The sequence below is a fragment of the Janthinobacterium sp. SUN137 genome (assembly GCF_030587265.1).
Lineage (GTDB): Bacteria > Pseudomonadota > Gammaproteobacteria > Burkholderiales > Burkholderiaceae_D > Janthinobacterium > Janthinobacterium kumbetense.
On sequence record NZ_JAPWHZ010000002.1, the window covers coordinates 872,471 to 885,825 of the forward strand.

General features: G+C 61.2%; 13 protein-coding genes. 2 read left to right on the forward strand and 11 right to left on the reverse strand.

Annotation, left to right across the window (positions count from 1 at the left end; all coding sequences use genetic code 11):
- Window positions 1-18 precede the first annotated feature (18 nt).
- Window positions 19-693, forward strand: a complete 675-nt coding sequence (locus tag O3298_RS12070; protein ID WP_289914685.1) for a TetR/AcrR family transcriptional regulator — start codon at window positions 19-21, stop codon at window positions 691-693.
- On the opposite strand, the gene O3298_RS12075 is transcribed toward O3298_RS12070, so the two are convergent.
- The 7 genes from O3298_RS12075 to O3298_RS12105 all read right to left on the reverse strand — a co-directional run bounded on the left by O3298_RS12075 (window position 656) and on the right by O3298_RS12105 (window position 6,073).
- The gene (locus tag O3298_RS12075; protein ID WP_305059467.1) at window positions 656-1,336 is read right to left on the reverse strand and encodes a DNA alkylation repair protein; all 681 of its coding nucleotides are present in this window, start codon (window positions 1,334-1,336) and stop codon (window positions 656-658) included. The two genes, O3298_RS12070 and O3298_RS12075, sit on opposite strands and share 38 nt — an antisense overlap.
- A 58-nt stretch (window positions 1,337-1,394) precedes the next feature.
- Window positions 1,395-2,171: a peptidylprolyl isomerase gene (locus O3298_RS12080; protein WP_034756072.1), complete on the reverse strand. Its 777-nt coding sequence runs from the start codon at window positions 2,169-2,171 to the stop codon at window positions 1,395-1,397.
- A gap of 116 nt (window positions 2,172-2,287) precedes the next feature.
- On the reverse strand, window positions 2,288-3,067 hold the full coding sequence (locus O3298_RS12085) for a peptidyl-prolyl cis-trans isomerase (protein ID WP_077404793.1): 780 nt from the start codon (window positions 3,065-3,067) through the stop codon (window positions 2,288-2,290).
- Between the two features lie 112 nt (window positions 3,068-3,179).
- Window positions 3,180-3,482 carry a BolA family transcriptional regulator gene (locus tag O3298_RS12090; RefSeq protein ID WP_251348613.1) on the reverse strand — a complete coding sequence of 101 codons (303 nt, stop codon included), beginning with the start codon at window positions 3,480-3,482 and terminating at the stop codon, window positions 3,180-3,182.
- The gene (locus O3298_RS12095) at window positions 3,479-4,108 is read right to left on the reverse strand and encodes a septation protein A (protein WP_305059468.1); all 630 of its coding nucleotides are present in this window, start codon (window positions 4,106-4,108) and stop codon (window positions 3,479-3,481) included. The genes O3298_RS12090 and O3298_RS12095 overlap by 4 nt, the downstream gene beginning before the upstream one ends.
- Window positions 4,109-4,183: 75 nt before the next feature.
- Window positions 4,184-4,585: a peptide-methionine (R)-S-oxide reductase MsrB gene (gene msrB / locus O3298_RS12100; RefSeq protein ID WP_034756083.1), complete on the reverse strand. Its 402-nt coding sequence runs from the start codon at window positions 4,583-4,585 to the stop codon at window positions 4,184-4,186.
- A gap of 9 nt (window positions 4,586-4,594) precedes the next feature.
- Window positions 4,595-6,073, reverse strand: coding sequence for a YdiU family protein (locus O3298_RS12105; RefSeq protein WP_369811586.1), 1,479 nt, complete (start codon window positions 6,071-6,073; stop codon window positions 4,595-4,597).
- A 226-nt stretch (window positions 6,074-6,299) separates the two neighbouring features.
- Here O3298_RS12105 and O3298_RS12110 point away from each other — a divergent pair, with 226 nt between their 5' ends.
- On the forward strand, window positions 6,300-7,952 hold the full coding sequence (locus O3298_RS12110; RefSeq protein ID WP_305059469.1) for a 3-(methylthio)propionyl-CoA ligase: 1,653 nt from the start codon (window positions 6,300-6,302) through the stop codon (window positions 7,950-7,952).
- Window positions 7,953-7,958: 6 nt separating this feature from the next.
- On the opposite strand, the gene O3298_RS12115 is transcribed toward O3298_RS12110, so the two are convergent.
- Genes O3298_RS12115 through O3298_RS12130 form a run of 4 tightly spaced genes read right to left on the reverse strand, consistent with a single transcriptional unit; the run spans window position 7,959 to window position 12,830 of the window.
- A complete protein-coding gene (locus O3298_RS12115) occupies window positions 7,959-9,485 on the reverse strand; it encodes a chemotaxis protein CheW (RefSeq protein ID WP_305059470.1) in 1,527 nt (508 codons plus the stop codon).
- Entirely contained in the window at window positions 9,472-10,005 is a 534-nt protein-coding gene (locus O3298_RS12120; RefSeq protein ID WP_305059471.1) for a chemotaxis protein CheD, read from the reverse strand. The genes O3298_RS12115 and O3298_RS12120 overlap by 14 nt, the downstream gene beginning before the upstream one ends.
- Window positions 10,002-10,826: a protein-glutamate O-methyltransferase CheR gene (locus O3298_RS12125; RefSeq protein ID WP_305059472.1), complete on the reverse strand. Its 825-nt coding sequence runs from the start codon at window positions 10,824-10,826 to the stop codon at window positions 10,002-10,004. The genes O3298_RS12120 and O3298_RS12125 overlap by 4 nt, the downstream gene beginning before the upstream one ends.
- Window positions 10,827-10,829: 3 nt before the next feature.
- Complete coding sequence (locus O3298_RS12130; RefSeq protein WP_251348618.1) at window positions 10,830-12,830, reverse strand: PAS domain-containing methyl-accepting chemotaxis protein; 2,001 nt, start codon at window positions 12,828-12,830, stop codon at window positions 10,830-10,832.
- Window positions 12,831-13,355: the final 525 nt, after the last annotated feature.

Sequence of the window (13,355 nt, forward strand, 5' to 3'; positions counted from 1 at the left end):
ATCAAGCTTGGAGCTGGCATGCAGGAAGAAGAGAGCAAGGCATTGCGCGGACGGGGCCGTCCGGCGCGGCCTCCCGAGGAGGCACGCGAGGCGGCCGTGCAGGCGGCCACCTGGCTGCTGCTGAACGAAGGCTATGCGGCCACGACCATGGAAGCGGTGGCGCGCCACGCGGGCATGGCAAAGAAATCGCTGTATCAATACGCGGCCAACCGCGAGGAACTGGTCGCCCTGGTGGTGCGCGGCTGGACGGATGCTTTCCTGCCGGCCATGGCGCACGATGCGGCCGGGCCTGGCGAGGTGTTGCCGCTGTTGAAAGAGATCTTGCAGGCGATGGCGGCGCGCGTGCTGACGGCGGACGCCGTCGGACTGTTCCGCCTGCTGTGCACGGAGTTTCCCGCCCGCGCGGATCTACTTGCCGTGTATCAGCGCAACGGCATCGAGCGGGGCACGGCCCTGCTGGCCGACTGGCTGCAGCGTCAGGCCGCGCGCGGCCATCTGGCGCTGCAGGATGGGCGGGAGCTGGCCGGCTTGCTGCTGGCCATGGTGATTGCCGAGCCCCTGCGGCAGATGGCGCTGGGTTTGCTGGCGCCCGCGCCGGCCTGGGATGCCGCGCCGCGCATCGATGCCGCGCTGCGCCTGCTGGGCGGCTCGGCCTTCAGCGTGGCTGGTGCTTCAGCGCTTCGCGGTAGCTGAGCGCCGACAGTTGCTGGCGGTGCGCGTCGGCAAATGCCGACACGGCCTCGGGCGCGTGGCGCGCGTAGTCGCGCAAGGCCCAGCCGATGGCCTTGCGGATGAAAAACTCGTCTTCGTGGGCCAGCGCCAGCGCCGCGCCGAACAGCCAGGCCGCATCCGTGTCGGCCCGCCAGCCCAGCTGGTGCAGCATGGCGATGCGGCGCAGCCAGAAGTCCTCATGGCGCAAGGCGCCCTCCATGTGCGCATGGCCGTTGCCGCCGCGCTGCCGTTCCGTCTGCAGCACCTCGCCGACGATGCCCGCCATGCCGTCGACGCTGTCCCACCACGCGCGCTGGCGCGCCAGTCCCAGCAGGGCGGGGAGGTGTTCGATGCCCAGCTGGCGCCGGTGCAGGGCCAGCATGTCGAGCGCCACGTGCTGGTATTCGCGTTCCGGCTGTTGCCACAGCAGTTGCGCGTGTTCCAGCAGGGCATCGGCACCGACGCCTTGCAAGCCCGCCAGCAAGCCCCTGGCGGCCAGCCGCCGCTGCGGCGCCGCCACGCCCAGGAAAACGAACTGGTCACGCATGTAGGCCTGCATGGGCCCCGCACGGCCCGGTTCGGCAACCGCTTCCAGCGCGATTTTTAATTCTTGATGTAGATTCATGGTATCTCCAGGCGTAAAAAAGGCGCCCCGTGGAGCGCCTTTTCATCTTCATCCGATATTACTGGATTTTTGCCTTCTTCATCAGTTCATCGCGGTAGGCGGCGAGTTTCTTCTGTTGCAGCGACTCGGCCACCTGGCCCTTTACTTCTTCCAGTGCCGGCAACTTCGTCGGACGGGTTTCTTCCAGCTTGATCACGTGGAAGCCGAATTGCGATTGCACTGGCGTTTGCGTGACCTGGCCTGGTTTCAGGGCGACCATGGCGTCGGAGAATGGCTTCACGTACGAAGCTGGGCTAGCCCAGTCCAGGTCGCCGCCATTGGCTGCGGAACCGTCTTTCGATACTTTCGCCAGTTCTTCGAACTTGGCGCCGCCTTTCAGCTTGGCGATGATGTCTTTCGCTTCCGCTTCGGTGGCGACCAGGATGTGGCGTGCATGGTATTCCTTGTCGCCCGCTTGTGCCTTGAACTTGTCGTATTCGGCCTTGATTTCAGCGTCCTTGACAGGGTTTTTCTTCACGTAGTCGGCCAGCAGGGCGTTGATGATGATGCTTTGACGGGCATTGTCGATCTGCGACTTGACTTCCGGGCGGGTGCCGTAACCTTGCTTGTCGGCTTCCTGGATCAGCACTTCACGGCCGATCAGGTCTTTCTTGATGGCTTCGCGCAATTGCGGCGAATCCGCTTGTTTGCCTTGGGCAACGACTTGCTTGACGACCTGGTCGACGCGCGACGAAGGGATGGCCTTGCCGTTCACGGTGGCCACGTTTTGCGCGAACGCAGGGATCGCTACAACGGCGACCAGGGCTAAGATCAGGCGGGCTGGCTTCAAAATCATGTTCATTCCTAATAAGTATACAAAAACCGATACAAAAGATCGCGACTGCCGTGCAGTACGCATTCAGGCGCAGAATACACGACCGGCGCCGAAAAGGGCGCCGGGGAGGTCAGTTCTTACTGAACTTTCGCTTTTTTGATCATTTCTTCCTGATACGCTTGCAGTTTCTTTTGCTGCAGCGCTTCGGCGATCTGTGGCTTGACTTCTTCCAGGGTCGGCAGTTTTGCCGCGCGGGTGTCGTCCAGCTTGATCACGTGGAAACCGTTAGGCGTTTGCACCGGGGTGTCGGTGACCTGGCCTTTTTGCAGTTTCACGAAGGCGTCGGAGAAGACTTTCGGGAAGGACGATGGTGCTGCCCAATCCAGGTCGCCGCCGTTGTCGGCCGAACCGGCATCTTTCGATTGCTTGGCCAGGTCTTCGAACTTGGCGCCGCCTTTCAGTTTGGCGATGATGTCTTTCGCTTCCGCTTCGGTCGCTACCAGGATGTGGCGTACGTGGTATTCCTTGTCGCCGGTCTGAGCCACGAAACGGTCGTATTCCGCCTTGATTTCAGCGTCGTTGACGGGGTTCTTTTTCAGGTAGTCGCCGACCAGGGCGTTGATGACGATGGCCTGGCGTGCGTTCTCGATTTGCTGCTTGACTGCTGCATCTTTACCGAAACCTTTGTTTTCCGCTTCTTGCATCAGCACTTCACGGCCGATCAAGTCCTTCTTGATCATTTCGCGCAATTGCGGCGAATCCGGTTGCTGGCCTTGGGCGACGACTTGCTTGACGACTGCATCAACGCGCGACGATGGGATAGGCTTGCCATTAACAACGGCAACATTTTGCGCAAAAACAGGTACCGCGACAACGGCGAGTAGTGCGATCAGCAAGCGGGCTGGCTTAAAAGTCATTATTAAATCCTGTTAGGGAAAGTTTCGTAAAAAACGCATGGAAAGAAATCCAGGCATGGCGCCAGAAGCAAGGGCATACCCAAGTGATCCGGGTACGCCAAAAACGCCATCCTTATGCTACCTCGGATGGCGCCAATGCCACAATCGCCAATGCATGTATCTCATTATGCATCATATCGTGCACGGAATCATACACCAGTCGATGGCGCATGACGAGCCTGAGCCCCTCAAATTGACTAGAAATAATGCGTAGATTGTAATGGCCGCCACCCGAGGCGGCGCCCGCATGGCCCCGGTGGCGCGCCGAGTCGTCTTCCAGCACGCATTCCAGAGGGGAAAGTGCCGTTTCCAAGCGGGTACGAATGCGCTGCATGCGCGTTTCCGGCGAAGTATTTTCGGTGGTGGTGTGCATCATGCGTCTTCCTTGATATGTTTGGCCAGGAACAGGGTTTGCGCCACGATGAAGGCAAAGAAAATGCCTGTCGCGCCAAACGCCTTGAAGCTGACCCAGGCAGCCATGTCGCCCTTGTACAGCACGAAGGCGACGAACAGGTTCAGTGCACCGATGGCGCCGAAGAAAATGATCCATGCGGCCAGCAGCTGGTTCCAGACGGCTTCCGGCAATTGCACTTGCGCTTCCATGGTCTTGCGGATCAGGTTTTTCTTGAAACCCACGTGGGCGATCAAGAGGGCCAGGCCGGACAGCCAGTAGATCAGGGTCGGCTTCCATTTCAGGAAGAAATCGTCATGCAGGTAAATGCTGGCGCCGCCGAACACGACAAAGATGAACAGCGACAGCCACAGCATGCCGTCCACCTTGCGCCCGCGCAGCAGCAGATAGCTGACCTGGCAAGCCGTGGCGACGATGCCGACGAGGGTGGCAAGTATCCACGGCGCCTGGTCGGCCTTGATCAGGCCGCCGGACACGAAGCCGGACAGATATTGCTGCACGAAATCGTGCGTGGCCGCTTCATACATGCCGCCCAGTTTGAAGGCGGTGAAGAAGGCGATCAGGGGGAAGAGGTCGAATAGAAATTTCATGGCGAGACTTTACACTGGTCTTATTAAAATCATCTTAGGAATGGCTTAGGAGCAAGGCCCAAGCCATTGCCAGCATCACGGCTGCGGATCGAAGCGCAGGGAAGCCGAATTGATGCAATAGCGCAAGCCGGTCGGCGGCGGGCCGTCCGGGAACACGTGGCCCAGGTGGGCGTCGCAGACGGCGCAGACGATTTCCGTGCGCACCATGCCGTGGCTGCGGTCGACAATTTCCGTGACATTCGCCGGGTCGAGCGCCTGGAAATAGCTGGGCCAGCCGCAGCCCGAGTCGAATTTCGTGTCCGAAGCAAACAATGGCGTGTTGCAGCAGACGCAGGTGTAGACGCCGTGTTCATGGTGGTCCCAGAACTTGCCCGTGAAGGCCCGTTCCGTGGCCGCGTGGCGCGTGACTTCGTATTGCATCGAATCGAGCATGGCGCGCCATTCGGCGTCGGTTTTCTTGACTTTATTCGTGGTCATAAGGACTCCTTAGGATGAGCAGCTGACTTCAAGGTGGCTGGCCCAGTCGGGCGGCAGGGCCGCATAGTGCTGGTGTTCGGGCTGTTCGTCAAATGGCTTTTGCAAAACTTCCAGCAATTTCGCCACTTCCGTGTAATCGTGCTGCTGGGCTTTCTCGATGGCCACTTGCGCCAGGTAGTTGCGCAGCACGTATTTCGGGTTGACCTGGTTCATGGCTGCACTGCGCTCGGCATCGATACTCTTTTCTTGCAGCAGGCGCGCGCGGTAGGTCGTCGCCCACGCATCGAAGGCGGGGCGGTCGATGAACATGTCGCGCAGCATCGTGTCGTGTTCGGGGGCCGCCACCTGCAAGGTCGCCAGCGCGCGGAAGAAGTTGGTGAAATCCACGTGGTTGGCTTGCATCAGCGCAAACATGCTGTCGAACAGCGCCGTGTCGTCTTCCTGCGTCGTGCGCAAACCCAGCTTGGCGCGCAGCAAGGCATTCATCTTGTCCGCAAACGCGGGCTGGTAGCTGTCCAGCGCCGCCTGCGCCAGCTCCACTTCGCCAATCAGCGGCAGCAGGGCCTGGCCCAGCGCATAGCAGTTCCAGTGGCCCACTTGCGGCTGGTTGGCGTAGGAATAGCGGCCTTGCTGGTCCGTATGGTTGCAGATGTGCTCGGCGTCAAACGCTTCCATGAAGCCGAAGGGGCCGTAATCGAGCGTCAAGCCCAGGATGGACATATTGTCCGTGTTCATGACGCCATGCATGAAGCCCACGGCTTGCCAGTGCGCAATCATGTGCGCCGTGCGCACGCACACTTCGGCCAGCAAGGCTTGATATGGATTTGATGCGGCGCGCAAATGGGGATAAAAACCGTCGATGACGTAATCGGCCAGGATTTTCAGCTCGTCCGGCTTCTTGCGGTAAAACCAGTGTTCGAACGAGCCGAAGCGCACGAAACTGGGCGCCATGCGCGTCACGACGGCGGCCGTTTCCACCGTTTCGCGCATGATGCCTTGCTGCGAACCCATGATGGACAGCGCGCGCGAGGTGGGAATGCCCAGCGCCGCCATGGCTTCCGAGCACAGGAATTCACGGATGGATGAGCGCAGCACGGCGCGCCCGTCGCCCATGCGCGAATACGGCGTGGCGCCGGCGCCTTTCAGCTGCAGCTCCATCGGGCCGTGTTCGGTGGCGATATCGCCCAGCAAGATGGCGCGGCCGTCGCCCAGCTGGCCGGCCCAGACGCCGAACTGGTGGCCCGAATACACGGCCGACAGGGGAATCGAGCGCTCGGCAACCGTGTTGCCGCTCAGCAGCTCCACGTAATCGGGCCCGTCCAGGCGCGCGGCATCGAGGCCGACCAGGCTGGCGGCCGGCGCGCTGGCGGCCACGAAATACGGGGCGGGCAGGGGCGTGGGCATCAAGCGCGTATAGAACGCGGGCGGCAAGGCCGCAAAGGCGTTATCCAGTGGTAAGGTATGAGCGGTGATGGCAATTCCAGTCAGATAAGAGGGACCGGCAAGGTGCGCCAGCCTGGAAGGCGATTTTACCGCACGGCGCCAAGCTGCGTGGCGGGCGCGGAAATGGGGGCCAAGGCGGCAAAAAACGGAATCGAAAATTCCATGCTGCAATGCAATATCGAAATGCGTTGACGATTTCCGCACGACCGTACGAAACTAAGGAAAATCTTTAAATTCCAACAATAACCGAGTATCCAACCCAGGAGACACGATGTCGGCATTTCCCTTGAGTCCAGTGATGGGCCAGATGATGAATCAGCCCCTGCTGATTTCCAGCATTATCGAGTTTGCAGCGCGTCATTATGGAGGCAGCGAAATCATTTCGCGGCGGGTGGAGGGCGATATGCACCGCTACACCTACCGCGATTGCCACCAGCGCGCGCGCCGGCTGGCGAACGCCTTGCATGGCCTCGGCGTCGGCATGGGCGACCGGGTCGCCACCCTGGCCTGGAATGGCTACCGCCACCTGGAAGCCTATTATGCCGTGTCCGGCTCGGGCGCCGTGCTGCACACCATCAATCCGCGCCTGTTCCCCGACCAGATCGCCTACATCTCGAACCATGCCGAAGACCAGGTCTTGCTGTTCGATTTGACCTTCTTGCCCGTGGTGGAGAAAATCGCCGCCGACTGCACGTTTGTCCGTCACTTCGTGCTGATGTGCGACCGCGACCGCATGCCCGCCAGCAGCACGATTCCCGACCTGCTGTGCTATGAAGATTTGATCGCCACGCATTCCGACGATTACGCCTGGCCCCTGTTCGACGAAAATGCAGCCGCCACCCTGTGCTACACGTCGGGCACGACGGGCAACCCCAAGGGCGCCCTGTATTCGCACCGCTCGACCGTGCTGCACGCGTATGCGTCGGCCATGCCCAGCGCCCTGAACGTGCGCGCTTCGGATACCGTGCTGCCCGTCGTGCCCATGTTCCACGTGAATGCGTGGGGCTTGCCGTATTCCGTGCCCCTGTCTGGCGCGCGCATGGTGTTTCCCGGCGCGGCGCTCGATGGCAAGTCGCTGTACGAACTGTTCGAGGCGGAAAAGGTGACGTTCTCGGCTGGCGTGCCCACCGTCTGGCTGGGTTTGCTCAATCACGCCTTGCAGAATAATTTGCAGTTTTCCACCTTCCGCCGCACGGTGATCGGCGGCGCCGCGTGCCCGCCCGCCATGATGGATACCCTGATCGACAAGTTCGACATCGAGGTCATCCACGCCTGGGGCATGACGGAAATGTCGCCGCTGGGCACGGCAGGCGGTTTGCAGACCAAGCACATGGACTTGCCGAAGGAGGAACAGCGCAAGATCCTGCAAAAGCAGGGCCATGCGATCTATGGCGTGGACATGAAGATCGTCGACGACGATGGCAAGGAATTGCCGTGGGATGGCGTGGCCTACGGCCATTTGCTGGTGAAAGGGCCGTGGATCATTTCCTCGTACTACAAGAACGAGGGCGGCGAGGTGCTGCAGGATGGCTGGTTCCCCACGGGCGACGTGGCTACCATCGATGCGGACGGCTACATGCAGATCACGGACCGCAGCAAGGACGTGATCAAGTCGGGCGGCGAGTGGATCGGCACCATCGACCTGGAAAACCTGGCCATGGCGCACCCGGCCGTGCTGCAGGCGGCCTGTATCGGCGTGTTCCACCCGAAATGGGATGAACGGCCCGTGCTGGTGGTGGTGCTGCGTCCCGGCATGACGGTCACGCGCGATGCGCTATTGCAGTTCTTCGAAGGCAAGATCGCCAAGTGGTGGACGCCGGACGACGTGCTGTTCATCGATGCCTTGCCCATGGGCGCCACGGGCAAGATCCAGAAAAACAAGCTGCGCGAGCAGTTCAAGGGGCACAAGCTGCCGGGGATGTAATCCAGCCTAGGCCGCCTGCGGCAGCGCCGACCCCAGCTTTTCCAGCAAATGATCGCACTGGAAGACGGACAGGGTCTGGCGCTGCTTATCCGTGCCGATATCGATCATTTCATCCATTTCGCTGCGCAAGTCGTCATGCTCTCCCGTGCGGATGATTTGCGGCGCCGCAAAGCGCTGGCTGTCGGATATCGTCATGATGTTATCGACATGGTCGACGAGAAAACCGTAGCGCTCGTCACCCCGTTCCACGATCAGGATCTTGCCCGCGCTGGCGTCCGGCAAGGCCGGCATCGCGTACAGCTGGCGCAAGTCGATGATGCTGATCATTTGCTGGCGTAAATTCAGCATGCCGCGCATGCAGGCCGGCATGCCTGGCGGCATGGTGATGGCGCCGCTGAAATCGATGATTTCGCGTACTTGTCCGATTTCCACGGCGAAGCGGGTTTCCACCGTAAACGTGATGTAGACGCGGCGCTGCGCCTTGCGCGTGGCGGCGGTGGCCGTTTCCGGGTCGCTGGGGTACAGGCGCGCGTGGCCGTCGCGCATTTCGACGATCTCCGCCTGCGACAGGATTTCCTTGTGATCCAGGAAAATGATGTCGCCCAGGCCTTCTTTCGTGATGCAGCCGGCAAACATGGCGGCGCGCGCCTTGCTCAGCAGGGGAATCGGCAGCACTTCGTCGCCAAAGAAATGCACGATGCTGTCGACGGAGTCGACGAGGAAGCCCACGGTCGTGTCCTCCAGGCGCACGACGATGATGCGCTGGTCGCCGGTGGCTGCCTTGCCGGGCTCGCCCGCCTGCAGCAGGGCGCCGAAATCGACGACGGCCACCTGGCTGCCGCGAAAATGCATGCGCCCCAGGCACAGTTCGCTGTTCAGCAGGGAACTGTGCAGTTCCGGCACCCGGATGATTTCCTGGATGGCCAGCATTTCGAAGGCAAACGTGGCGCCCGCCGCATGGAAGCTGACGCACTGCCGGCGTTCGCTTTGCGCATGGTAGCGGGACGTGCTCAGCCTGGCGCCCGTGGCCTGCAGGGCCAGCACGTGGGGCACGTTTTCGATGCGCAGCAGGGCGTGCGGGTCGAGTACCTGCAGCAGGCGCGCGCCGCCGTCCTGCAGGATCGTGCCGGCGATGACGGCGTGGCTGTCGCCGGCCGCATACTGCAGGGCGCTGCGGGCGCTGGCGGGCACGCGCAGGATTTCGCCCGTATCCTGGAAGACGATGCCGATCAGCACCTGCTGGAAATCGAGGATGGCGATCTTGTCCGTGGCCACGGCGCGCGGCGCGTCGGCGCGGAACAAGCGGCCCAGGTTGACCACCGGAATGACGCTGCCGCGCAAGGTGAACATGCCTTCCAGGTAGGCGGGCGACAGGGGCAGGGCGGTGACTTTGGCGGGGTAATTGACGACCTCGCGGATGCAGCTGGCGGGCAGGGCGAATTCATCGTCGCCCAGGTGGAAGGAGCCGAACAGTTCGGTGGCCGTGTCGCTGGCCCCCTGCGCTTGCAAGCCCGTTGCTTCATGCATATCCATATGCGCCTTCCTTGCGTGGAATCAATTCGGGTTGCGCCACCACATCGGTGACGGCATAGCTGTGCCGGGCGCAATCGATCAGCAACTGGCGCCCGTGGCGGCCGCCCAGCGCGCAAAAACTCACCGACAAGCCGCACTGGTCCAGGTATTTTTGCGCCGCTTCCGCGTTTTGTCGGCCCACTTGCAAGCGCCCGTTGCGCGGGCCAAACATGCTGGCGCCGCCCGCCAGCACCACTTCGATATCGGCGTAATCGGCCTGGCGCACGCCCATCAGGCGCAGCAGCGAGGGCACGGCCTGGCTGACATAGCGTGCATTCGGAGCGCCAGGGGCGCCGGCGGTACCGGGCGCTTCCGGCAGCAGGCAGTGGGCCAGGCCGCAGCACGGGCCATTCTTCCAGATGAAGCCGATGCCGATGCAGGAACCGAGCAAGGCTTGCAGCTGCTCGCCCTGCGTGCCCACGCTGAGTTGCCCCATGCCAACATGTTGCAGTGGCAGCTTATGCTCGATGATGATGCTCATGCGGTACCCGCCTTATAAATCATGGGAAACTCGAATTGATAGCCGGTGCCGAGGCGGGCGATGGTTTCCGACTCGCCCAGGATCAGCCGGCCCTCGTCCTTCAGGCTCAGGCGCGCCTGGCGCAGCACGGTTTCCTGGTGCTCGGCGTCGAAATAAATGAGCACATTGCGCAGGAAGACCAGGTCGAAGCGCTGGGCCGGGCGCAGCGCTTCCAGCAGATTATGCTGGGCAAAGCTGACGTGCTGGCGCAACTCCTCGTTGACCTTGACGCCATGCGGCGCGGGCGTGAAATATTTGCGCAGCAAGTCAGGATGCGACAGGCGGATGCGCTCGACGGAGCGGCCGCTGTACTGGCCGGCCCGCGCCGCGCCCAGGATCTGCTGCGAAATGTCGCTGGCCAGGATCTGGTAGCGGAAGGCGGGCGCCTGCAGCTTGAATTGCTCGCACAGCATGGCGATCGAATACAGTTCTTCGCCGCTGGCGGCCGCCGCCGACCAGATGGCGAGGCAGCCGCCCGGATGCGCGCGCGCCCAGGCGGGCAGGTAGCGGTCGCGGAAATAATCCCAGATGGACGGCGTGCGGAAGAACAGGGTGTCGTTGGTGGTCACCAGGTCGATGAAATGGGCCACCTCGTCGCGGTCGCTGGCCACGCGGTCCAGGTACGCCTGGTAGCTGTGCAGGGACAGCGCCTGCAGCCGTGGCTGCAAGCGCCGTTCCAGCAAGACGCTCTTGCGCGCCGTCATGGCGATGCCCGTATGCTGGCGCACCAGCGCGATCAGGGTCGTCAGCACCTCGGGCGTCAAGGTGGCCGCGTGGCTCATGGCTTACACCACGAAGCCGGAGACAGTCTGGTTCAGGCTGCCCGCGCGCTCGTTCAAGCCATCCGTCGAGCGGGCGATGCTGTCGCAGTTGGCGGCCGACTTTTCCGTTTCCTCGGCAATGTATTGGATCGCCGTGGAGACTTCGCGCGCCGTCAGCAGCTGCTCGTTGGCCGCCTTCGAGATATCCGAGATGGCCAGGGTGGTCTTTGCCACGCCCGAGACGATCTTGTCGAAGGCGTCGCTGGCCTGGCGGGAGATTTCGCTGCCCGTCGAGACGCGCTTGACGGACTCGTTGATCAGCTTGGAAATTTCCTTGGTCGCCTGCGAAGAGCGCTCGGCCAGCTTGCGCACCTCGTCGGCGACGACGGAAAAGCCCAGGCCGTGCTCGCCCGCGCGGGCCGCCTCGATGGCCGCATTGAAGGCCAGCATGTTGGTCTGGTTGGCGATTTCGCTGATCACCTTGACGATTTCGCCGATGTCTTCCGACGAGCGGTTGATCAAGTCCATCGCCTCGATCGACTTGGCGACGGCGCGCGCGCCCGCTTCCGCTTCCTGCTGCGTGGCTTTCGCCAGGTAATCGGCGTTCGAGGTGTTTTCCGCGATGGAATTGATGGAAAAGGTCAGGCCGTCGATGGAGGCGTTCATTTCTTCCACCGTGGCGCCCAGCGCCTGCGTGCCCACGGCCACGCCCGTGGCCCGTTCGGCGATCGCGTGCGAGGCGTCGGCAAAGCCGTTCGCCGCCGACACCACGTTGCCGATCACGCCGCGCAAGTCGATGATCATCTTGCTGATGCCGCCGGCCAGCAGGTCGATCGGCTCGTCGCCCTCGGGCACGATATTGCAGGTCAGGTCGCCTTGCGCCGCGCGCGCCACCGACTCGAGCAGGGCATTGACCTTGCGGCTGTCGTTGGCGGCCTTGGACTGGATGCTGTTTTCCAGGTTCACCTGTTCGCTGATGTCGATGGCGAACTTGACCACCTTATACGGCTTGCCGTTGAGGTCCAGGATGGGGTTGTAGGTGGCTTGTATCCACACCACCTTGCCATGGTTGCCCAGGCGCTTGTAGCGGCCCGCGTCGAATTCGCCGCGGTTGAGCTTTTGCCAGAATTTCTTGTATTCGGCGCTGCTCGCGTACTCGGGCTCGCAGAACATGCGGTGGTGCTCGCCCTTGATATCGCTCAAGTCATAGTCCATGACGGCGAGGAAATTGTCGTTCGCATCCAACACATTGCCCTGCATGTCGAATTCGATCACGGCCTGCGCCTTGCCGATGGCGCTGACCTTGCCTTCGTATTCGGCGTTGCGCTTTTTCAGGGCCGTGACGTCGCTGGCGAACTTGACCACCTTGAAGGGCCGGCCTTCCGTATCGAAAATGGGGTTGTACGAGGCATTGAGCCAGATTTCGCGGCCGTCCTTGGTGACGCGCTTGTATTCGCCCGCGTCGAACTGGCCTTGTCCCAGCTTGTGCCAGAACTGCGCATAGTCGTCGCTGTTGGCGTAGTCGGGCAGGCAAAACATGCGGTGATGCTTGCCCTTGATCTCGTCGAGCGTGTAGCCGACGGACTTGAGGAAATTGTCGTTGGCGTCGAGGATGGTGCCGTCGAGCCGGAATTCGATCACGGCCTGGGCCTTGCTGATGGCGTCGATCTTGCCTTCGTAATCGGCGTTGCGGCGCTTGGTGGCCGTGATGTCGGTGGCAAACTTGATGACTTTATACGGTTTGCCGTCCGCGTCGAGGATGGGGTTGTAGGATGCGTTGATCCACACTTCGCGCCCATCCTTGGCGCGGCGCTTGTATTCGCCATGGTCGAACTCGCCGCGTCCCAGCTTGGCCCAGAAGTTGCTGTATTCATCCGTCTTGACATACTCGGGGTCGCAGAAGATGGCATGGTGCTTGCCTTGTACTTCCGCCAGGGTATAGCCGACGACGCGCAGGAAATTGTCGTTCGCATGCAGGATGGTGCCGTCGAGTTCGAATTCGATCACGGCCTGGACACGGTTCAATGCAGTATTTATCGCTTGTAAGTCCAGATCCTGGGAGTGGCTGACATGGCTGGCTGCGTCCATAGTATTTCCTTCGGGGTGAGAAGAGGAATGGGAACGATAATGCCGCTGCTATTACTTTTACTGCTATCCATAAAAGGCAGCAATGTTATTGCCGCGGTCGACATCTGGTGATAATCGGTGAGAATGTGCGCGCAGAACGGCCGCCAGTGTTTTTCCTGCGGTATGCCTTATTGTAGATAAATTGTAGAGTATTGATTTGTATCAACAATTTTATTATTCCCCAGCATCTGGCGAAAAACAAGGGGCGGGAATAAATAATGTAAAAACTGTCGCAATTGGCCCATGCCGGCATATAACAAACGCATTTTCTTACATAATAAAACGGCGTTATTATTATTGTGCTTTTATTATTTAAATGAATATTCAAGTGATAGCTTCTACTGGACCTTGCTGCATGCAGCAGAATCTTTCCGCAAATGATGTTGTACCATGGCGTACCATGCTGGCGCCTGCGCGCGCACG